The sequence below is a fragment of the Enterococcus sp. AZ179 genome, from assembly GCF_050498885.1.
Classification (GTDB): domain Bacteria; phylum Bacillota; class Bacilli; order Lactobacillales; family Enterococcaceae; genus Enterococcus_D; species Enterococcus_D entomosocium.
This window is the reverse complement of sequence record NZ_JBMHEO010000004.1, coordinates 29,012-50,773: the sequence shown is the minus strand read 5'-3', so window position 1 is coordinate 50,773 and position 21,762 is coordinate 29,012. Positions and strand designations below refer to the sequence as shown.

The window sequence follows — 21,762 nt, the reverse complement described above, 5'->3', positions numbered from 1 at the left end:
CAGTCAATTTCCTAATTTAAAAAGGATAGATCTCTTAATAAATCGAGTTTATTTAAATGGTTGCTTATATCTCTTGCTATTCTATCTGCTACGCTATTTCCAACAATTCCTGTATGTGATTTTACATTTAGAAAATGAATGTCTAATTCATTGACTTTTATTAACTCGACAATTTCTCTTTGTAAAGAGATTGGGACAGACTTTATTGTTAGTATACCTCTAGCTATTTTCTCAAGATCATTGTAATCATAAACTAAAATAAACTCTTTGAAGTCATACAATGCATTCACTATCTTTAATGCATGTAATAAGCCTTCAAGTTCTCCCAGAGTGTTGTTCTTATCTTGTTTATTAGACTTTGCAAATGCTGCAATCGATCCTACCCCTTCAGATATAACAACTGAAGAACTATACTGTTGCTTAACCGGCATATAAGAACCATCCGTATAAACAACAGGTAAATCTTTACTTTCATACGCAATGATTACTTCTTTATATATACTTTTCTTATATTTATTTATGAATTCTAAACGTTCAGACAACCATTTTTCAGCATCAGCTCTGGTTCTAAATCCATCTTTTCCCCAACCATTCTTAACGCCATTTAAATTATCCAAATATTTCTTCCTATCAACGTAAATACCTCTGCGCTTGCCGATCGCAATAGCAAAATATTCTTTCACTTGATTTTCTTGTACTTCCTTCATCCATTGCTCGGCTCTTTCTCTGGTTTTAAAGCCTCCTTTAGCTTTAATATCTGAGACTCCAGAAATATATTTATTGTACTTCTTAATATCCGTGTAGATTCCTCGACGTCGACCTTTAGCTACAGCATAATATCTTTTTTTAGGTTTTTGAGCGTTTAGCCAATCCAGCGCTTCCTTCTTATTATTGAAATCGCATCTCCCTTTTGCACCAGGGTAACCTATTAAATTTTTCTCATATGTGTGTAGTTTTGTAAAAAATCCGGTGTTAAATCCCTTGGAAACAGCATATAAACCTTTCTTATTCACAGGTGAAATGCCATTTTGTACTAACCAGTTTTGTGCAGCTTCCTTTGTTTTAAAAATGCCTTTTCCCTTACCCGACTTGTATCCCAACAAAGATTTTTTGTAATCTTCTTTATTATCAAATACGCCAACAACCCTTCCTCTGACTACCGCATAATATTGGGACCTCTTGTTCTCTTTAATTTGTTCAGGCGCTTTGTCATTAGTTTGTGGTTTCTTTGATTTGACTACTTTGTGGGGTACACCTTCAAGCCACTCAGAAGCATCCTCTATCCTGTTAAATCCTTTACTGGAGGAATTACTAAACCCTTTTATTCCGTTTTGATAGTCATCATAGTTGTTAAAGATTAACCCCGTATTATCTGCATATCTAACCGCATAGAACTTTTTTTTCCCCACTTAAAACCTCGCTGATCTTTTTAAATGTTTTACCATTCTTCATTCTAATTCTCCTACCATCTTAGACAAAAAAGAAACTTTTAATCCTATGAAGCATTATCTGTGGCCACAAGATAATCCTGTAAATGCATTCGCTTCAATAGAAAATTACTACCTAATTTCGAATGATTAGGTAGTAAATTCGCATTTTCATTCTATCTCTTTAAAGTATTTTTCAAAAATACTTCCAAACGATCCGTATCATTTTGAGAAAGTTCACCAATGTCTTTATATTCAAAATCAGTTTTGTCTTTGGAAAGTACAAATAAAGTGCCAATATCAATCCAGGACTCTTTTTTTAAATTTGAATCTTTCCAATCGTTAATTTTAAAGTACAGCTTTTTTATTTTATCCGATTTATTTTGGTACTTACTTGTGATTGAATAAAATATAATTTCATTCTCACTGTTTTCGACCACTAATACCGGTCGTCTTTTCCCGCCTTCTTTACCAACAAAAGCAACATACAATGAAACAATCTTATTCATCTTCATTCAACCAAGCTTCTAGAGTCTCATTGTCATCTATCCTAGTCACATTAGGTGTCTTTTTTGCTAATTTAGCGATTCGTCTTGTCTGTTTTGTTCTTTCGGATAGCTTTACTTCAAATGGTAACCCTCCTTCTTCTACTACTTGCTTGTAGAAAACTGTAATTGCGGTTGTTGGATTCATTCCTAAGTCTTGTAAAATATCTTCTGCTTCCATCTTTAAGTCTTTTTCTAAAGCGACTTGAATTCTTTCTTTTTTTACTTTCATTTGAAACACCTCGTCAGAGTTATTTATACTCATATTATACTCTTTATTACCGATTATTTCAATAGAATGGCAGAATATGCAAATTGTTTTAAAAGAAGATTTCTATTTTTCCAAATCATTCGTTTCATTCACTGCCTTTTCGCTCAGTATTCCTAATGCAGCATCATAGGTTTTTAATTGCTTTTCAAGTTGCTTTACTTGTTTTTCAAGATCCTTTTTCTCCGCATGCAATGCTCTAACCTTTTCGGCTTGCTCAATATTGGACGGATTATATTTTAGTTTTTCGTTCGCTCTAAATAATTTGTCATCCAACTTTGCCCTTGCTTCTTGGACAATTTCATAATTATCATAAAATTCTTTTCCTAAAACTGTTGGCAGTTGATCGCTACTTACTTGACGGACTGACAGAATATTTAACGCTGTTACCATCTCACGAACATTTTGAATAGCAGAGTTTTTTCGCTTTGGATACAGTCCGCTTTCTTCAGAAAGGTGACTTGCTAAAGACGCCCCCTTAACAAATTTGTTTTTCTGCCCTTTATCATCACTCCAAAAATAAAAAATATCCTTGTAATTAAAGTGTGCCTCGTAACGCCCATCTTCCATTTTCTCTAACATGTAATCAGGAACTTTAACCACACCTGTTTCATAACGACCATAAGCTATCTCTACATAAATTCCAGTCATTGTATCTCGTTGTATTTGCCAAGGTTCAATAATAAAAGTTAGATCAGGCAAAGATTCTTTTGCGGCTTTTTGTTCCTCATATTTTTTTGCAATTTCACCTAAGGAAAAGACGGCTTCTTTTTTATTTTTGCTTGTGCGCTCAATAATATTTTCTTCATTAAAAATACGGTGCTTCTTAATTATCGTGTAATCACGAGCCGGCCGTTGTTGAGGGAGATCCAACAATTTATAATTGATTACTTTCCCATGTTCCTTTGAATTGTGATTAGGATCAACTTCAACATTTAACATTTTAGCTTTAGCAAGAAAATCAGACCAGCTAGTACTGTGCGTAAGTAAAAAATTCAAACGTTCTTTCAGTTCGATACGATACGCATGCTTTCTTCGGTACTCTTGATATTTTTTATAGGAATTTCTTTTGGGTGTATCGAGGATCATTGCGCCGTGATAGTCAGCTACTTTATCGGAGTAATTCCTCAAATCTGCAGCTGTCCTTCGTTGCCAGCGGAACTTAGTTAGATCAACACTAGAAGTTGTGTTAAAAATTATGTGATTATGCAAATGGTCTTTATCAACATGCGTCGCAATGATAAATTCATAGTCTTCTCCCAAAAATTCTAGTGCAGTCTGTCTTCCAATTTCATGGACTTCTTCAGGTGTGATATTGTCTTCTGGAGCAAACGATTGAATAATGTGTCTTGCAATTACTTCCTCTGTCTTTTTTTTATTCATTTTCCCGTGGACTCTTTGAGCCAAAGTTCTTGTTAAATTCATTTCAAAAAAAGCATTGTTCACTGCGTTAATCTTGTGACTGCTCGTTAAAGTTTGGTTTTTTGTCTTCTCTGGATCCAGAATGTACCTTATCGCTTCTCGTAGGTATCTTTCTTGCTTAATCGTGAGAGTTCTAGTCGTTGGCACTTCACTCCCTCCTCGTTAACTTCTGAATTTCTTGCAGCAAAATATCTTGCGAACGTACATAGTTATTTTTTATTTTTGCAAATTCAGAAACCAGATATTGAACATCTTCTGTTTCTACAAGATCAGTTTGATTTAATTTATGAGCAATTTGATTGATATTGTTTCCAATCATGTTCAGCTCAGTAACATATTGTCCCGTTTCAAGTAATGCATCTTTTAAATCCTTAAAGTCTATATTAATGACTAATCCGTTAAGCGCCATTGACCGCATATAATTCGATATTGTCCCTACACCAGCAACTTGTTTATTTCTATGAATTTGCTTCTTCTCCTCCTCCGTAACCATTATTATTATTGACTCTGATCTATATCTGTTAACTTTATTTCCCATTTATTTTCTCCCAAGTAGTCCAAAATTCGGTCAGCAAGGCTGCGCCTTGCCCACTCCCGAACCAAAATCGTCCGCCCAGGAGGGGCGGAGGTTCGACAGTGGCAAGCATAGCGAGTGTATATACACTCGCGAAAAAATAAAAAAGAAGGAAAACCCGAAAATCTACGATTTTCGAGTTTCCTCTTTTTTTGTTTTTAAACTTGGGGCATGCCCCAAACCCCATTTTCTTCTTTCTGCTTCACTTATCTTTTCCAAATTCCTCAAGATCCGATATGAGCTTTCTGAAGGATTGCTCCGATTCTTTTTTTAATATTTCCTCTAACAATGCCAAGCTAGAAATGTGAATAGCGATTGATTCATTCTCAACCTTTTCTAAGTTTCGTCTTTCAGATTGTATCTGCCCCAGCACTGCTTTAATTGGTGGAAGCATAATTTCTTGTAATTCATCACGCTCGAATCGCTGACAAACTTTCCATAAATAATATTGACTAAGCGGTCTTTTTTTTAATAGTTCAATCATCCTCGTCATCACTTTCCGATTTTCCTTGTACATTATTAACAAGTTCCTCTAAAGTAACAGAAGGTCCTGTTTTTTCTTCTCTTTTATTCGCCTTATCCGTTGCGACATTTTCCATTGCTCGACTTTGAGATTCTCTCGCACGTCTAATTTCTTCTTCCAACGTTGGTCGAACTGATTCAATCTCTTTTTCATACATATGCTCGGCAACCTTTTGTAAAAACTTATCACTTCGAACGATAACGTCGGTAAACAATTGTTGCAATTTAACTTTTCCATTACTCAATGATCGCAACTGAGTCAACACACCTAAATTTAGCGGCAAAGGATTAAAACAAAAAACAGTCATCACGATAGACGCAATACTTTCATTTTCAAATCGAATGATTTCTTCTGACGATCGTTTCTCTTTTTCTAAAAGACAAACAACTAAATCACAAAGCGTATGTGCTTCTTCCTGATTTGATTTTAAACGAATCGTGTAATCCTCAAGAGACGATTTCTCTCTTTCTTCAAATACGATTGGCAAATTCGCCATCTTTTCTAAGATAGCGAAAACATCCTTCGGACTCTTTTCAATCTTTTTCGTTTCTTCTTTTCCTTGCGTTTCTGTTTTTTCAAAATATGGAACGATCGGGACAAAAGTGTTTTGTGTAAGGAGTGTTTGTTTTTCTTTAAGGATTTCTCCTGTTTCACTATTCACTTTTTGTTGGTTTCCGCCAAATAAAAAGACTGGTTCCGCATTATTCTTCAACGTACGATTTTCTCGAATCCAGTCATGTACTTCTTTTGACTCGACTGCTTCAGCACGTTGGTAAAGAAGTAATAATTGATTTATTAACGATAAATTTTTTGTCTTTGGCACACTTCTTAAAAAACGTTGATAATTTTTTTCTTCAGTCCAATCATTTAAATGATCCATTACGTAAGAACAGATACTATTTGAATCGCCTTCTGCTAATAATTTTTGTAAGTGATCATCAATAGTGAAATCATGTTCTTCTTGCTCAGCTAATTTGTTTTCTAATAAGGCAAGCAACATGTCCTGTGTTTCTTTTCGATAATACTTTTGATCATTTCTATAAAAGTAAGCCAAAAACATCTGCCGTGCTTTCTCAATTTCATTTCCTTTTGGTTGCCCAATACTTTCTTTTGTCCTTAACCAGATTTGCTGAACAAAACCTTGTAAGAGTTTTTCTAGATCATAGGCATCTAGTTTTATTTCAGGTAGTAACGCATCCTCTCTCAAGTATTGTTTCCAAAATGAAACAGGCAATTCCTCAAACAGAGTCAGGCACATCGAATAAAAATCAATTGTAATCGGAACGATTGGCAAATCTTGATTTTCAATAATTTTTGCGTTTGGATTGAATAAAGGAGAAACCTCAAATAACTCTTTTTCTGAAAGAGGCGTTTGTGTAAAAAACGCCTCTTCGATTACTTCATATGGTACACCTAACGCCTCTGCCGCATATTGGAACAATGAAACAAATGAACTGTTCGGTTTTTCTACGTCGTGTTTTTTTAAATAAGCGAAAATGTCATGAGCATGCAACGCAATATCCAAAGCTGATAATTCATTTTTCAGATTTATATTTCTAGCCAGCTTTTTCCTTTTCGCTATATTCGCTGTCTCGTAATTGTCAGGAAACAATGTTGGCATCCTTTTGTTCCTCCTTTATCCCACTTCAAGTTCTGACTCAGTCTCTTCAACAGAAACTGATTTATTCTTGTCTTCAGCAGCTGCTTCCATAGATCGGATCAATTCTGATTTTTGTGTTTGGGTTAATTCCCTAATTGTAGCCTTATCCTTTTCGCTAGCCTTTAATCCCAACTGATCACTTAATTCCTCGATTCGTTTCAGTTGTTGCAACTCGATATTGTTCATTTTCTGGTCCGTTTGTTTCTGGACTGTTGCTCCTACTGAATTTTTATCGATTGATTCTCCAGTCTCCTCAGCAATTTTTGGATCATCCACCTCATCTGCTTGTTTTTCCCGTGACACAAAGTTAGATTCTTCAGAGTGGAGTTTCTTGTCATCGTTACCTTGTTCATCTACCGCTACATTTGTTTGATCTCCAGATTCAACAGCTGGGGATTGTTGCTCTTGCACGATAGGTTCTTTGGGATCTTGAGCCACTTCTTTTTGAACAGGTTCTTGAGAAACACTCGGTTGTACCTCTTGTAATTTTTCAGCTGTAGTTGCTTGGTCACGTTTTTCCTCAACAACAAACTTTTCGTCTATTGTATTCGTAAATTTCTTAAGCAACCCATTGATTGATAACATTTTTCGATTAAATGAATTTTTAAATCCGAAACGAATGTCATCCATTGTGCTTGTCACCAGACTTACGGTATTATTCTTTTTGGTGGAAATGTAATTCTTTATTGTTTCTTTAAATTCAGATAATATTGTTCCGATCGATCGTTTTACCTTGGTTGTTTCTGCTTGGATTTGGCTCTCAGTAGGATCTACCATGGCATCCACTGCTTCAATGGACTGTTTGACGATAGCTTCAACTTGCTTCAAATGTTTTGCTAAGATATTTTCCATTTCAGCTATGTTGATATGTTGCTCCCCTGTATTTGCTTGCTGGCTTAAAAAGTCATCGACTTCCTGCTTTGTTTCTTCAAATGTAACGTTGATCTCCTGAATAAAGGATTGATTATTAGGAACATCGTTTACCGTTGGTTGATCGTACCCTAGATTACCCAATGGTTGATCTGCTTCTGCTGGGGAAGGTTCGCTTAGAATCTTCGCAGGTTGAGGAATGTTGCCATCATAATCGCTTTTCATTTCGAGTAATTTTTCCCTGTACACTTCTAAAATTGCTATTTTGTCTGTACTTAACTCAACTTGATTGGGAGTGCTGCTAGAATGATCCAGATGTTTCAGTTGCTCGATTTTTTTCTCTACTATTTGGATTTCATCAATAATTGGTCCTAAGTCCTCACGTCCAATTATTTCTCTATTTAAATCAGTTTCTTCCAGCCATTCCATAACTTCAACAGCATATTCCCAATTCCCATTGTCTATCGCTTTATCTCTTGCGTCTGTAAATTCCCCACCTGCGGCATTATAATGCTCTAACGCTCTCTGTTTAGATTTTTTATCGAAAACTATAGGAGTGGAATTATTGATTAATGAACGATTATTTCCTTTCCCAAGGACTTCTTCCGCTACATCACTCAAATCTACTTCTGGGATACCGTAAATAGCAATACATTTTGCCTTTAAGCTATTTAACTCCTTTAGTTCTTTTTTGCGCTCGTTAACCTCTCTTAATAGCGAATCCGTAGTATCCCCATGAGAAATATCTGAATTCAACTTTTCTACTTTGTTCTCCATTGTTTTGATTTGCAGTAAAATAGGATCTAAATTTCGAGTAGTGTGTACTTCTTTTTCTAGTTCTACTAGCCTCAAACTCCACTGATCAATATTTTCCTCCTCATTTTTTTCTACTTCTGTCTGTAAGCTCGTGTCGAACTCATTTGGAGTACTATCTATTTCAATCCCACTTTTTACCATATTGTACTCAGTATATATTCCTTTCAACTCCTTTAACTCTTGTATTTTTTCTTTTGAATGAGCGATTCTTTCAGTAATTGCATGGAATTGTTCTAAATTTTCATGAGACGTCTCAATACTTTCCAATCCGGCAATGTCAATTTCAAATTCTGCAATTTCCCTAAATATGGGCTCCATATTGCCTTCTTCTAAGACTTCTATCTCCAAATTTAATTTTCGTAGCTCCCAATCAATTTTCGAGACTTCTTCCCAATTTTGTTGATTCCTATAGTCAATACGTTCTTCTTGCAATGTCTCGATTCTATTCCCTAACTCAACATATTTTTCGTTCTCTCTACTTTCTTTTGGCACTTTATCCACTCCTTTAATTTTTTCTTGGTAATTTAACTTTTTTTCAGCTGAAGCTTTTCGTACTTCAAATTCACTAATAGTATTAGATTTTAACAATGTTTCTACCACTTTTTGCTCCTCAGCTGTACGTGGTTCGTATTTCTTTGAAAGAACAAAATCTCCTGTTCCTTCTAATTCAAAGGCAACTTTACTCAATCCTCTTACAAAATAAATTGCAGGATACTTTGCCCAAGGAGTCACTGCTTTACTATCAATCAGCGCTTGTGCATGAGGGCTGATATTTTGGTGGGCCTGTTCAGATTGTTCTTTTATTTCCACCAGTACTTCCAATTCTTTTTTATACTTTCGGATGGTATCTTTTGAGAACATAGACTCACCGTTTTTTGATTTTTCGATCTCTTCTTGTATACGTGGAATATTTTCAACGCTCATAATAAGCCCGCCTTGTTTGTTCAAGCCCATTTCTTTGTTTTCTTTTTGCTCCTCTAACTTAGCGACACGATCCTCTTGTTGTTTGATTTGATCTGACAGGTTCCTGATACTATTTTCAATCTGATCTCTTCGATTAAACCAAGATTGGCCGTTTCTCTTATCATTCATCGGCTGCCCGTTTGTTAGTTCCTGGTGCGCGAATAGTTGATCAAACTTTTCGTTATACTCATTACGCAAACGTAAAAGCTTTCTTCTTGCTTGCCCTAACCGACTATTATCTTCAAGGTTCTCTTTTTCAGAAGTTGGTGCTTCAGTACTATTAGTCGGCGTAAGACTCAAGTCAGTCTCTTCAGCTTTATTTGGAATAGAGAGTGATTTTTCTACTGTATCAGGAAGTCTAGGGTAGTTCTCCATCATTCCCAACTTTTCGGCGATTGGCCAAAGCGTTTCCGGAATATACATTTCTCTTTCTTCACCGTAGGCATTCAACCATTCACGTCTTTTATCATCGAATGCTTGAATATCTTCAGTCAGATTTTTATACCGTTGTTCCCACTCGACTCCAAGCGGATTGTTTAAGCTGCTGAAGATACTATCTACATCTTCTAAACCGTACTTCATCAATGCCAGTTTTGCATTCACGGGATTACGGAAAGTAATGATCAAGATCTCATTTTGCGCTTCTTCGGGCAGAGATAGCCACTTTCTTAATTGTTCTTCCGCTGCTGAAACAGATCTTTCATCACCAATTTGTTTTACGTCAATTGTTGATTGTGCCTGCTCACTCATTAAAGCAGAAGGAAACAGCATTTCGGTCAACGAATTGCCATAAACACCATGGAATACTTCCCTTTCACCAATCATTGACAACATTTCGTCATGATCCAGTGAATAGTCAGCAAGTTCTGATCCGTCAAATAAAAAAAGCGTCCCTTCAGGCTGTTCCTTGATCTCTTCTAAGGAATCCTTGAGAATCGCAGTAATTTGTTTCAATCTTTCTGCTTGAGGAAGAGCATACAAGGGATTGGTGTATAACCGAATTGCCTTTTCTTGCATTTGAATAGCAGCAGCTTTTCCTACTAAAGAAAGCTCGCAACTTTCCAGGGCTTCCCCAACAGTCAGTTCATTGCTCTCATGAAAAAATTTCATCGATTTTATATGCTCTATTTTTTTATCTACACGTTCTTGAACCATTTCATGATTTGTCTCTACTTCTCGATCAAGATCAATTTGTTCTTTTTTTGATTCTAAAACTGCAGTTTTTAACTCCGGAAAGACACTGTCAAAAAAGGTTGTAATTTCTTCACGCATCTTCTGATCAAATAAGATATACTCAATGCTTGTTGAATAGGTCTCTTTCGATTTAAGGAAAATACTACTCAGGCCAGCTTCGCTCACATATAATTCAAACGCTCTTGCGAATACTTCTGTAGGAGCTGTATAATATCCTGCCTTTTCAGCCACGTAGCTGCCTTTTCCGTTGAGTGAAAGGTTTTCTCTATATCTTGCAACGATTGGCTTGAAATCGTCTCTCATGCTCAATAAACGACCATTGTCTATACCGTAGTCTATTGCGTGACCATACTCATGTACAAATGATTGTATACCCACACCGCCCACTTCATCGTTAGTATCTCTAAAATCGATTGCGATCGTATTTTTAGTAGGTACGTACAATCCAAGGGCTTTATGGTTCCCAAGCTTCCTCAAACGCAGCTCAGGAAGCTTTTCTCCAGTTTTTGGGAGAATGTCGTGTATTCGTTCCATTTCTTCCTCAAACTCTGAAAACAACGCTAGATCCACATCATTATCTATTTCAACGAATTGGAAATATTTATTTAGGGTTGTTGATTCCATTATTTTGCGAGTATCTTTGTTGATATTCTTTTTTGTTTGCCAAGCTGAAGCCCTTGTTTGCTTATCAATATCTTTTTCGTACTCTTGTTGAAGGAAAATATCGTAGGTGTTTTGAATATATCCTTCTACAAAATCGATAACCTGGTTTTGTTTCCGAGCATTCTGGATCGTTTTTGGATAAAGATAGGTAGTTCGATACCCCTCTGTAAGTAAAAACGGTGACTTGTCTAAATTTACTTTGACTGGATTTTCGGGGGCGTCTGATAGATTTCCCCAATTAGCAGCAAGTTGTTCCTCCAACCATTGCCGTTCTTCTCCTTGTACTTCATTGCTATCTAACAACTTTTTCATTTGTGACGGACTATCAAGGTACCTCTCTCCTTCGTCTCTAGGCAGTGTGTCCAAAAAAGCGTCCGTCAATTCCCCATGAGAATTTTTTTGAAACAAATGAGCATTCTTTTTTCCGGTATAACTTGCTATTGATAGCTGCTCCAGTAATCGTTCTAAGTCCCTTCTTGCAAACTTCCACTCCTGGTCAGACTCATCAAATTCTTTTAAGATGTCTCGTTGTAATTTATCGTAACCAATCGCCCGATTCATGTTCCCTAGTGCATAGTATTCAGGATCTTTAGAGCTGCTAGGCGTAAAATAATAAAAATCACCATGCTTTGTACCATTCTTATTCTTTGGATCTAAAAGCACATTAATGGTTTTGACACGTTCCTCAGATCCATTGATCTCTTTCCTAGTAGCTGTAGCTGAATATACTGATTTCCCCTCGGTTTTACTTCTAAGAAAGATACTTTCAACTTCCTCAACCGGACTGACCTTAACTTCAGTTAACCAAGTTTGCCCGTTCCCGTTTAAAACTAAAGCCTCTTCCATTCCCACTGGATAACCATATCGATTTCGGATAAATGTATCTACTGCCCTTAATTCGTCTTCTTGTGACCATGAGCCATTCTTATAAATATTATCCGCTAACTTTCGAAAGGCCGTATACAAGGTATCTTTGTCGGTAAATATCACGGGGGACGAGGTAGTGGTTCCATATTTCTTTTTAAGCAACGAAGTTAATTGATTTTCCATTTAAGAAATCCCCTCTCTTAGTCTCTATCAATGGGTCCGTCAGTAGCGACCTTTTCTACTGTCATTTTTTGGAACTGATCAGAAACTTGTAATAGGGCTGAAACTGCTCCTCTTTTATAGTCGGTCATTTCCCCTTCTTGATAGTCCTTCATCAACCGAAGAATATAGTTATTGAACTGTGTCTCATTAAATGTGTTGTCTTCCATATTGTCCTCCTATAATTGCATTGGTTCGACCTCGTTTTTCGCCACATCTTTTTGGATATTATTGATCATCTGTTGTAGAGAATCCGTTACTTCTAATCCTTTCAACAAGCCTTTTTGAACCTTCAACTCGTCATTCCAATCGTTTTTTGACATTCCCTCGTGGCATTTTGGGAAGTGTGGAATCACATCGATATTTTTTATACCAAATCCCCGATAAAAGTCCGTTGCTGGTATCTCAATTTTTCCTTTTTCTGGATTAAATTTCGCTTCATCATTATCCAAAGCAAGGACAATTTTTAGTTTTTCATGTCTTGCGCCTGCAGATCCTGCCAAGTCATCGATTTTTTGTAACCAACGATCGACACTCACCTTTTCTTCAATTTTCTTCACGTAGCTTTTATCTGCACAAAGTGCTTCAACAATTGCGCGTGAAATAATCCCTTTATTTAGTCCATTCATTGCTACGAGGCGGCAGTTGGTTAATTGGTTTTTGTGTAATTCGTAATAGCTCATCATATCGATTGGGGCTTCAAAAGCGTAAACAGTGAATGGATCTGCTGGCGTAGCTTTGCTAAATTGCGTTTTATCACCAATATCCACGATTACACCACTTGTCCCCTCACTGTTGTAGAGGGTCTTTTTTAGTCGGCCTTTTTCCGGATAGAGCTGTTTATTGTACCAGATCCCCTGCCTAGCCCCTCCTACAATCTTTCCTTCAATATCAAGGTGTTTGAAAACGATCATAGGCTCAGTCTTGCCCGTCTCAGTATCTTTATGAATAGCCTGCACCATGATCCCTTTGTTTAGAAAAAAATCGATTGTTTCATCTGATAAACCACGTTCTTCTTTAAGGTACTTCCTAGCATAATCAAATGTCTTTGCTTCTCTGACTCGATATACAAATGGTTCTTTCTTAGGTATTTTCGCACCATCAAAAACACCAGCCTCTGTTTCCAACAAATAATGTAAGGCTTCTTTGAACGATACATTATTGATCACTTCAACCATCTTGATCACATCTTGGTTACGAAGTTCACTACCTTTTGAAAACCAAGAGAAAGTATTTTTCCTTGTGTCAATTTTAAAACTCGGATGTTCAATCCATGCATACTGTTGTCCTACACGTTTCAACTCTAATCCTAAGGAACTGGCCACATCTAAAATATTCTTTTGTTTGGCCAGCTCTTTCAATCGATTCGGATTGTAGTTAGCCATAAATATCCCCCTTCTACATCAATTACTTAGTATTTCTTCTAAACTAAAAGTAATCATATAAAAAAAGTCAGTGCCATTCCTTGAAAAAAAAGGATTGGCACTGACTTTTTGAATGATCATTTTCTTTTGGGTATCAACTAAATATTGGGATTTGGTTCTTGCGTCTCTAACGGGGTGCGTTGCTATTTCCACCCGACAGATCCATCATCTAAAACTGTTTCATAGTAGGTTGTTGCACCATGCTTAGAGGCTGCACACTTCTAGACCACTAATCTAAACTGTACTTACATATGAGGCATATGGCATTATATATATCTATCTCTTCTACGGTTGCTGGGAACCAATCTCCTTTTTTTGTATTTATATATTTAAACGTTGAAATCACTTCTAGATTTGTTGCTAATAAATTGACAACGTTAAAGTCAAAATAATCCTTCGTTAGCAGCTCGATTTTCTCGCACTCCTCGTCACGATATTCTTTTGGAAGCGGGCCAAAATCTAATGCGTTATAAATGTGGTAGTTATCTCCTTTCTTTCTGTAATATCCCCAGTGGACAACTTCCAATGGATTACTAGGCGGTTCCTTATCATCGATTTTGGCGAATTTATATTTTTCCTGATAACTTAATATCTTTGCTATGGAAGAGTGAATTTTTCGTTCTTCCTTCGTCACAGGAATTAATTCCAGTTTTGACGTATCTAGGTATGCTACGTTGATCATTTTTCGCAAATCTCTTTGTGTTAAATCAGCAACTAAAAAGTACTGATGATTTTCAAGAAACTCATTTTCCCTTTTGATTTGATAGCCTTCTGGGAGCTCATGTTCTGCTATTGCTTTATAAAAACGCTTTTTGTAGTAATCTACATCCTTGTAGTATTCTCCATGAATGATTTTCATTTTCTTTGGTCCCTTCTAAGACAACCAATTGCTGAATTCTCTACTTGGGCCGATATGCGCTAGTTATTACACATAAGAGTCACCACTTCACCGTTTACTGAAAGTTCACTTGATATCATGAGAGTAAGCACCTCGTCTTTTAAAGCTATGCCCAATGCTCCCAGTATTAATGTCCATGCAGTAAACTTCATTAATTATGTGACTAGTTCTAAAATTTCCAGGCTTAATATTTGCCACCTTAGCCACTTAGTATCCTGATTATCCATTACTCTGTCCTCGTCGTACTGATATTTGAGCTAAAAATCGATCGGTTGTCATTAAATGATCTTTCATGTCTGACAAGCTCATACTTTTCATCCAACATCTACGAAACATATATCTATGGCTATCCAAAAACTGAATGGTTCGTTGTGCAACTTCAATATTTTCGGACGTTGGATCCGCTAAGTAATTATCCGACAACAGATTGAACTGTTTGTGATAGAACTGAATGAGCATTTGCTCTTTCTGGTCCTGATCCTGCGCTTGTCTTCGTTTTCTCGTCAAAAACATGAGACAACACTTCCTTTCTTTATCCATTTACGCCTGCAATCTCAATCTCCTTTCTTCTAAATTGATCGGAGACTGTTGCTTTTTTTGCTCCACCTCATGGATCACTTGTGAATGTTCCCGATTAAATTTCTCTAACACTTCTTTGAAATTGGCTTCTAACCCAGTATTCACTGTGTGCTGCCGCAACCTTAACTCATCCATTTTCCCTTGCAAAATACGTGATAACTGATCAGTTTGTTGCTCATACTCTTTTTTGATGGTCTGATCGATCGTTTCTTTATAGGCGTTCTGGATAGCTGCACTTTGTCCTTCAAGCTGTGTGGTAAAAGAACTCTCAATATGTTGCAATGCTTGTTGGTGACGGATGGTTTCTTCTTGAACTTGTTGCTGTTTTTTGTTGGTTAGCTGTCTTTCTAATGTAACCAGCTCTTCTTGCTTTTTTGATTCTAGACGGTTCGTTACCGACTCCTCAATCAAATGTCGTTTGTCTAATTGTTGGATCTCTTGATTGATTTTCTTTGTTTCCGAGTCGATAAATTTGGTCAGTGCTTGTCCAAACTCAATTTTTGTAGACTGAAGTACTTCTTGGACAATTTCGTCTGTGGCCGATTCAAAGTTTACTGAATCGCCTACTAGAGGATCTGTACTTACTGCTCTTGTCACTGCCTCCAACATATCATCTTCTGTCTTTTGGTCTGCAACTGCAACGACTGATTGACCTGCTGAAGCTTTTTCTTCTCGAATATTTGATATTTCTTTTTGCTGAAGGGCAATCGCTTGCTTTAAGTTATCGAATTCACTTTTTGAGATCTGTACGAATTCTTCCTTATTTTGTTCTTTCAAAGTCTGTGTATGCTCTTCAGGCGGACTATCCCATACTGATTCTATTTCTTTCTCTGCTTGAACTGCCTTAAATGTTTGCTCCTCTGGTTGAACTGAAGATTCGAAATCATCTAATGTAAGTGATTGTTCTGAATCCACGGAAGGGACAGGATCCGAATCGTTCGTTGGCTCAACCATCGACTGCTCTATAAAGTAGTCAATCGGTTTTTTCGTGTAAAATTCTGATAACTCTGCAACCCAATCAAAATCTTCTTCTTGTGGTAGATGGAGTCTTTTTGCATAATAAACGGTCCCTTGAAGATTATTTCTCACTTTAGTGACAACAACAGATCCTCTTAAATAATCCCTCCGAAATCGATAGTCTTCTTCCTGAAGATACTGCACAAGATCATCTGGTTTATAAATCTCTTTTTCTCTTAGTAACTCATTCTCTGAAATTTCAAAGATAAATTTAGGCTTTCTTCTAAACATGATTCTCTTGCTCCTTTTCATAGCTATTCATAAGATTGCTAGCTCTGTCTTGTTGCCCAATTGAATCGTGTATTTCTTTCACTGTAGGTCGATTTTTGCTGGTTAGGAATTCCATTGCCTCTTCATAGGATAATCCCAATTCTGTCAATGTATTGCGAAACCCCTTTGTTTCCTCTTCCAAAATTTCTTTATTTAATTTAACGATTTGTTTGTTTAGCTGCTCTTTTTTCTTTTCTGTTTCCTTCAATTTCGATCGAAGTTTTCCTAATTTATTCTGAGTCATCTGTTTCACTCCTTACTGGATCCTTTGATCCTTCTATATTGCTCACCTGATCATCTTCAAAGCGCAAATGGTATGATTCTTCTATAATAAACGGTGCATCTTGATAAGGTGCTTTCTGTGCGACACGTACAGTTATTCGATAAAGTGTCTGGTCATTGGTATCTTGGTAAATTTGAGAGGAAAGATACCGACTAGATAAGAGTTGCATAGAATTAGAAGTATTGATCTCATTTGTTTCGTTGAATGTATCAATTAGCTCCTTTAAAACTTCACTGTCTGCCTCTATTCCCTTTTCTTCGTAGAGTTGATCTGTCATCAATTCTTGCAATAAGTCTGCACGCTCATTCACTGAGTCCTCTTCTAATTCCCAAGTAAAATAAACACTTAAAAAATTTCGGATGTTAGAAGTGTCGTCTGCTTCTCTTACTGCCGGTCGAATCGCTTCAGTAGTCTGAGTGGTCTCATCTTCGCTCGAACCATCAACTAATGCGACACGACTACTTTCTTCTGTTTTAGATTCTTGGGTCTCAACTTGAGAAGACTGAGTCTGGTTTGGTACTTCCAAAGACGGCGGTTCAGCGTTTATAAATCGAATAACCACTAAAAACAAAAAACTAAAAATCAAGATTGAGGTAATAAACCCCAATCCTACTATTAATCTAAGTTTACGTATGTCTTGCATTCATTTCTTCTCCTTGCCTAATTAGGTGGACGAACAACAGACGATACACTGCCTGAATGGAATGTCACTGTCCACGTTTTTAATGGTCCTGGATTTTGATCGTACAATATATATTGATTATTTCCTAAAACTTTTCCAACAACACCGGTATGTCCGTATAAAGAATGTGCATACCAAGGGCCCATGTTGCCCCCTGTGTGATAATTGATGATATCCCCTGCTCGAATTTGGCTGTATCTAGGGTTTCTAATAACTGTCCATCCCCAACTTTCCCAAGGATAATCAGTACCAATATCACTAGCTTTTATCCCACCTCGTAAAATGATTGATGAATTAATCGAATTTGCATAATAAGCAGAAACGGCGTAGCATTCTCCGGCTAAACCACCGAACTCACCGCCAATCACTGTACCTAGCCTTTGATCTAATACGGATAAACCAGCGCCTCCTCCTCCAACAGGTCCATAACCTCCAGGTGGTTCCGGTGTTCCTCCATTGGCGTCAATCCACCGATTGAACTTTTCTGCGGTTTCAGCTCTCGACTTTCCTGCATCCAACTTGGTCCAGTAAACAAATTCTCCTGGCTTTAATGTATTGTCATGGAAGGCTCTGGCACGTGCATCCATAATCGCTAACGTTCGGTTACCGTAAGTATCGATCTGTGTATTCCGAAAGTCAGTGACTGCACGTGTGTTGTCCCATGAAGCTCCTTGATTGGGATCATTATCAAATGCACCGTAGCCGAATATATTCGCCTTAGGGAACTGCAGGGCGACACCCGCTGTTCCATATGAACTTTCCCATTGTGCAAATGCTACAAGTTGACGGACATCGATCCCAGACAATGCTTGGAGCCGTAAAAACTCTTCACCAGTTGCACGAGAATCTACTGTGTATCCCTCATTCGCTATAAAACCATCAATTTGATCAGCGGTGATACCATACCTTTGAGCCAAAAGAGAGGAATTATAGGCGTCTGGTCCATCCCAGTTTTCCACATAGAATACTCCGTCATCAGAGGATGCGCTGCTTTGGCTGTTGAAGATAAAAAACAAGCCAGCAAGTATAACAAAGAGAAATACTATACCTGCAATGATCCAACCAACTGGATTACTCGCCGTGAAACTACTCATTGCTTTACTAGTCGCACTTGCGATCGCCTGCTGGACTTTCAAAGAAACCTGTGAGACTGCTGTTTGATGCGTAGCAGTCTTCGTCGCTGCTTTTCCGGCTGCATCTGCTAGAGGTTTTGTAGCCTTTGGAGCTTTGACTGAAGAAAAACGCATATCATCTAGTTTCCCTGTGGTTACTGATTGAGAAAATTTTTGATTTTTCGTCAAAAATTTATTTGCTTTTTTCGCTCCTTTAAATACACGCTCGCCATCCTTCACACTGGCTTGAAATTTCTGTAGCTCTTGTGTGTCTTCCTCTTGAGCCATGACATTAAATCCCTGATTGATTAATTGTTTCGTAGCAGTTTTTTGAATTGAAGATGAAAAAGGTGCCTGCGGCTTAGTGCTGCTAGCCTCAGACTTAGTTGAGGGGTTCCCAAATTGATCCTTTTGCTTTGTATGAAATGATTGATCTTTCTTTGTTTTTAGATCCTTTTCACTTTCCTGTTTTCTGTGCTTGTCTTGGCGTTTTTTTTTCTTTGCTATTCTACCTGCAGTTTCTGACTCGTCTTCAGTAAGAAGCGATTGTTTCGACAACCGCTTCTCATGAAGTTTTTTCCCTTTCTTTTCCAGTTTTGAGAATGAAGGCTCTTCTAGGTTTAGTTTTTCTTCCTGATCTATCTTCTTCTTTGTTCTGGATTTTATTAAGTGGCTCTCACTCTTCTGTTTACTGAGTACGTACCCATATGCAGCTCGTTGGTCGAATTTAGCGATCGTTCCTTTGCGGACAGTTAAAGACTTCTGCTCTCCCTTAAAGCGAGTGTCTTTGGGTAATTTATAGTGTTCTTTAGGCCGATTGTTGATCCGCATGACTCGTATTCATCAACTCAAATAGTTTTGTATCTTTTGGAATCAGATTTGAAAAGGGAATGATCTGACCCCCAGCGATAATTAATCCCGTTCCAGGCTTATTATTTTCAAGATACAACGCTTCTTTTTCTGTCAACTTGAATCGTTCAATCAACGCTTCTAATACTTCACCTTTTTGTTCCAGTAAGATCAAAAAGTTTGAGTTAAACAATATCGATCGTCCTTCTGGTGTCAGAAGCATGGTTTCGGCTGATTGTGTCATGAACGTAGGACAACCTTTGTATTTCCGAATTCGTGAATAGATCTCAGCTGCTTGGACACGAAGGATTTCCGGCTGTGACTGATTGATAATCACTTGAAATTCATCGATATAGACCCGCGTTTCAATTCCCTTCGCGCGATTTTCGACCACCTTATTCCAAATTCGATCAAGAACGGCTAAATAGCCAAACGTCGCCATTTGGTTTTTTAATAAATACATGTCGTATATCATAAAATTCTTTGATGTATTGACGTTCGTCTCTTTCGCAAACATGCTTAATGACCCTTCAACATATAATCCCATTGCATCGATCAACTCTTTTGCTTCTGGGCTTTTATCCCGTTGTAATACTTGATACCAATCTTCAAGGGTTGGCTGCTTTTCACATTCACGGAACGTATCTTGTACAGCCTTATCAATTTTCGTTTTTTGTCCAGCTGAAACATGGCCAACCAAATTAGAAATCAAGCTAATCAAGAAATTTGACTTAATAGAGACTGGATCGTCTCCGACCTCTAAGTATTTTTCATCTGCCAATTCCAAAATATTGATAGAGTTACCACTTCCAGGTGCGACAGTGACGATTTCACCATCAAGTGCACTCGCAAGTGGCATATATTCTCGCTCCATATCAAGGATGATAATTTCGGCTTCAGGATTCCTCAAGCGGGTTGCTATGATCTCATTCTTTGCCGCAAATGACTTTCCTCCTCCAGTGACAGACATAATTCCTCCATTGGAATTTTTCATTTCACTCCCCATTCGATTAATGAGAACATTGTTCTTTGACAATTGGTTTATGCCATAGTACGTGCCATTTTTATGTTGAACATCTTGACTTGTGTACGGAGAATTGATTGAGATATTTGGTGTGATCAAGTCACGCAAAAAGGTACGTTCAAAATCTAAATAATTTTTTCCAATAGGTAAACTTGAGTTAAATCCTTGTTCTTGAGTAAGGTATAACGGTTCAAATACCGCCCCAAACTTTTCACCTACCGCTTTAACCTTGTCTATCTGATGGTACAGAGCTTCTTTTGATTCGTCCCATACATAAACCAAAAAAGTAGAAGAAAGCTGCTTATCACCCGTTTCTTCTACAAATTCTATTTGTTCGTTTATGTCTTGTTGATGCTCTCTGATTACCCGAGCAATATGCTGCCTTGAATAGCCGCGCTCACTAGCTTTCATTTCCCGCTTGATGACATCTGTCTCCAAGTTAGTCGCTTCTGTACGTAATTTCTTTGTTGTTTGAGAGATAGAATACGGACTTGCATGAATCGTGATCACCATTTCCATTTCTGATTCTGTCAATTCTTTGCACATGTGGTCCGATAAGTTGCGAGGGAAATCTCGCAAATACAGTACTTGACCAAAATGGTCATCCATCTGAAAATCTATTTTTCCTGATTTTTTAAAATCTAGATAGCCTGGGGCAATTAAATCTTTGGTCGTTCTCCTGCTCCGCTCAATATCTTCAAAATTTCCAAATAATGGTTTTCCCGGCCGTAGTATTTTATTCATTGTGCGTAACCGTTCCATACCGTCCTGCACATCAACCGTTCCTTTTATGCTCATCAACTCGTCCGCAAAGGATTCGCCGATATTTAACAATCTCTTTTGTGCGTTGCGAAGATTCGTTGCGTGAGTCGCAAGGGTTACAAAACGTTCAACTTTCCAATTGTTTCTCCCAGAATCATAGCTAGCCTCAATTAGTTGGTTGAGCTCCTTTCTAAGGGGATCACCTTGATCGCCCTGTAAAGAATAAGCTGTTTTTTTCATGTATTCCCCCTTGGGATTTTTAGTCACCAAAAGAGTGAGTTGAAAATGATCTTTTTCAGACAATAAATTGATTGCCTTGTTATATTGCGAAAGAATTTGTTTCTGCTTATCCGTATGAGCCGTTGTGTAATTGACTGCTCCTAACGTATAGGTACTAGAAAAGAGGTCTTCTGTTACATGCATGACCCCATCTTCAAATAAAGACGTGTAGTATAACGAGTTTTGTGTACTAGCGGCTTGAATTTTTGGTTTTTTTGGTTGCTTCTTTGATTTTTTTCCCTTTTTTAAAGTCTTGAGCACGATAGATTCTCATCCTTTCTCCTTTTTGATAGGTTCTTATTTGGATCGTAGTTTGAAATTTCAAAAACAGCTTTACCCAGCTAGAAAAGGCATAACCATATGGTTTATACATTGCATTGCAGGCACTTAACGCAAGCAAAGGAAAAAAGAACAATCGATATACGCCAACTGGTAAAACTAAATAGACGGCATTCCCTATGTCTAATCCAATAACCAACAAAAGGCTCAGGATAAAAATCCACTGTGCACCAGTTAAGCCAATAAATGTTTTATCTCTTTTTGAAGCATCTTTAAACACTTTAATTTCCATT

General features: G+C 37.4%; 17 protein-coding genes. All 17 read right to left on the bottom strand.

From position 1 onward, the window contains the following. Positions 1-11: 11 nt before the first annotated feature. Positions 12-1,409, bottom strand: a complete 1,398-nt coding sequence (locus IGI88_RS18255; protein ID WP_429960922.1) for a viroplasmin family protein — start codon at positions 1,407-1,409, stop codon at positions 12-14. Between the two features lie 194 nt (positions 1,410-1,603). Then, complete coding sequence (locus IGI88_RS18250; protein ID WP_429960923.1) at positions 1,604-1,942, bottom strand: type II toxin-antitoxin system PemK/MazF family toxin; 339 nt, start codon at positions 1,940-1,942, stop codon at positions 1,604-1,606. Next, positions 1,929-2,204 carry a type II toxin-antitoxin system RelB/DinJ family antitoxin gene (locus IGI88_RS18245; protein WP_042890552.1) on the bottom strand — a complete coding sequence of 92 codons (276 nt, stop codon included), beginning with the start codon at positions 2,202-2,204 and terminating at the stop codon, positions 1,929-1,931. The genes IGI88_RS18250 and IGI88_RS18245 overlap by 14 nt, the downstream gene beginning before the upstream one ends. Positions 2,205-2,306: 102 nt before the next feature. Further along, complete coding sequence (locus IGI88_RS18240) at positions 2,307-3,809, bottom strand: relaxase/mobilization nuclease domain-containing protein (RefSeq protein ID WP_429960924.1); 1,503 nt, start codon at positions 3,807-3,809, stop codon at positions 2,307-2,309. 1 nt (position 3,810) lies between these two features. Then, positions 3,811-4,200: a plasmid mobilization protein gene (locus IGI88_RS18235; protein WP_429960925.1), complete on the bottom strand. Its 390-nt coding sequence runs from the start codon at positions 4,198-4,200 to the stop codon at positions 3,811-3,813. 238 nt (positions 4,201-4,438) lie between these two features. Then, positions 4,439-4,720 (bottom strand): hypothetical protein, encoded by a 282-nt coding sequence (locus tag IGI88_RS18230; RefSeq protein ID WP_429960926.1) that lies wholly within the window; start codon positions 4,718-4,720, stop codon positions 4,439-4,441. Continuing rightward, positions 4,713-6,380: a hypothetical protein gene (locus IGI88_RS18225; RefSeq protein ID WP_429960927.1), complete on the bottom strand. Its 1,668-nt coding sequence runs from the start codon at positions 6,378-6,380 to the stop codon at positions 4,713-4,715. Before IGI88_RS18225 ends, IGI88_RS18230 begins: the two co-directional genes overlap by 8 nt. 15 nt (positions 6,381-6,395) lie before the next feature. After that, positions 6,396-11,975 carry an LPD1 domain-containing protein gene (locus tag IGI88_RS18220; protein ID WP_429960928.1) on the bottom strand — a complete coding sequence of 1,860 codons (5,580 nt, stop codon included), beginning with the start codon at positions 11,973-11,975 and terminating at the stop codon, positions 6,396-6,398. 17 nt (positions 11,976-11,992) lie between these two features. After that, positions 11,993-12,181 carry a hypothetical protein gene (locus IGI88_RS18215; protein WP_429960929.1) on the bottom strand — a complete coding sequence of 63 codons (189 nt, stop codon included), beginning with the start codon at positions 12,179-12,181 and terminating at the stop codon, positions 11,993-11,995. A 9-nt stretch (positions 12,182-12,190) separates the two neighbouring features. Further along, positions 12,191-13,396 (bottom strand): hypothetical protein, encoded by a 1,206-nt coding sequence (locus IGI88_RS18210; protein WP_429969543.1) that lies wholly within the window; start codon positions 13,394-13,396, stop codon positions 12,191-12,193. Between the two features lie 268 nt (positions 13,397-13,664). Further along, positions 13,665-14,294, bottom strand: a complete 630-nt coding sequence (locus IGI88_RS18205; RefSeq protein WP_429960862.1) for a hypothetical protein — start codon at positions 14,292-14,294, stop codon at positions 13,665-13,667. 579 nt (positions 14,295-14,873) lie between these two features. Next, on the bottom strand, positions 14,874-16,160 hold the full coding sequence (locus tag IGI88_RS18200; protein WP_429960863.1) for a hypothetical protein: 1,287 nt from the start codon (positions 16,158-16,160) through the stop codon (positions 14,874-14,876). Further along, entirely contained in the window at positions 16,153-16,443 is a 291-nt protein-coding gene (locus tag IGI88_RS18195) for a hypothetical protein (protein WP_207490700.1), read from the bottom strand. The genes IGI88_RS18200 and IGI88_RS18195 overlap by 8 nt, the downstream gene beginning before the upstream one ends. Beyond that, on the bottom strand, positions 16,430-17,125 hold the full coding sequence (locus IGI88_RS18190; RefSeq protein ID WP_429960864.1) for a hypothetical protein: 696 nt from the start codon (positions 17,123-17,125) through the stop codon (positions 16,430-16,432). The genes IGI88_RS18195 and IGI88_RS18190 overlap by 14 nt, the downstream gene beginning before the upstream one ends. Before the next feature lie 17 nt (positions 17,126-17,142). Then, positions 17,143-19,107 carry a CHAP domain-containing protein gene (locus IGI88_RS18185; protein WP_429960865.1) on the bottom strand — a complete coding sequence of 655 codons (1,965 nt, stop codon included), beginning with the start codon at positions 19,105-19,107 and terminating at the stop codon, positions 17,143-17,145. After that, a complete protein-coding gene (locus IGI88_RS18180) occupies positions 19,085-21,451 on the bottom strand; it encodes a VirB4-like conjugal transfer ATPase, CD1110 family (RefSeq protein ID WP_429960866.1) in 2,367 nt (788 codons plus the stop codon). The genes IGI88_RS18185 and IGI88_RS18180 overlap by 23 nt, the downstream gene beginning before the upstream one ends. Further along, entirely contained in the window at positions 21,381-21,761 is a 381-nt protein-coding gene (locus IGI88_RS18175; protein WP_429960867.1) for a PrgI family mobile element protein, read from the bottom strand. The genes IGI88_RS18180 and IGI88_RS18175 overlap by 71 nt, the downstream gene beginning before the upstream one ends. Between the last annotated feature and the right edge of the window lies 1 nt (position 21,762).

What these genes read in the sequence shown, in the direction of transcription:
- IGI88_RS18215 (WP_429960929.1), bottom strand. Translation starts at nt 12,181, where the DNA reads ATGGAAGACAACACATTTAATGAGACACAGTTCAATAACTATATTCTT.
- IGI88_RS18205 (WP_429960862.1), bottom strand. Translation starts at nt 14,294, where the DNA reads ATGAAAATCATTCATGGAGAATACTACAAGGATGTAGATTACTACAAA.
- IGI88_RS18195 (WP_207490700.1), bottom strand. Translation starts at nt 16,443, where the DNA reads ATGACTCAGAATAAATTAGGAAAACTTCGATCGAAATTGAAGGAAACA.
- IGI88_RS18220 (WP_429960928.1), bottom strand. Translation starts at nt 11,975, where the DNA reads ATGGAAAATCAATTAACTTCGTTGCTTAAAAAGAAATATGGAACCACT.
- IGI88_RS18190 (WP_429960864.1), bottom strand. Translation starts at nt 17,125, where the DNA reads ATGCAAGACATACGTAAACTTAGATTAATAGTAGGATTGGGGTTTATT.
- IGI88_RS18200 (WP_429960863.1), bottom strand. Translation starts at nt 16,160, where the DNA reads ATGTTTAGAAGAAAGCCTAAATTTATCTTTGAAATTTCAGAGAATGAG.
- IGI88_RS18210 (WP_429969543.1), bottom strand. Translation starts at nt 13,396, where the DNA reads ATGGCTAACTACAATCCGAATCGATTGAAAGAGCTGGCCAAACAAAAG.
- IGI88_RS18225 (WP_429960927.1), bottom strand. Translation starts at nt 6,380, where the DNA reads ATGCCAACATTGTTTCCTGACAATTACGAGACAGCGAATATAGCGAAA.
- IGI88_RS18250 (WP_429960923.1), bottom strand. Translation starts at nt 1,942, where the DNA reads ATGAAGATGAATAAGATTGTTTCATTGTATGTTGCTTTTGTTGGTAAA.
- IGI88_RS18245 (WP_042890552.1), bottom strand. Translation starts at nt 2,204, where the DNA reads ATGAAAGTAAAAAAAGAAAGAATTCAAGTCGCTTTAGAAAAAGACTTA.
- IGI88_RS18235 (WP_429960925.1), bottom strand. Translation starts at nt 4,200, where the DNA reads ATGGGAAATAAAGTTAACAGATATAGATCAGAGTCAATAATAATAATG.
- IGI88_RS18175 (WP_429960867.1), bottom strand. Translation starts at nt 21,761, where the DNA reads ATGGAAATTAAAGTGTTTAAAGATGCTTCAAAAAGAGATAAAACATTT.
- IGI88_RS18230 (WP_429960926.1), bottom strand. Translation starts at nt 4,720, where the DNA reads ATGATTGAACTATTAAAAAAAAGACCGCTTAGTCAATATTATTTATGG.
- IGI88_RS18185 (WP_429960865.1), bottom strand. Translation starts at nt 19,107, where the DNA reads ATGCGGATCAACAATCGGCCTAAAGAACACTATAAATTACCCAAAGAC.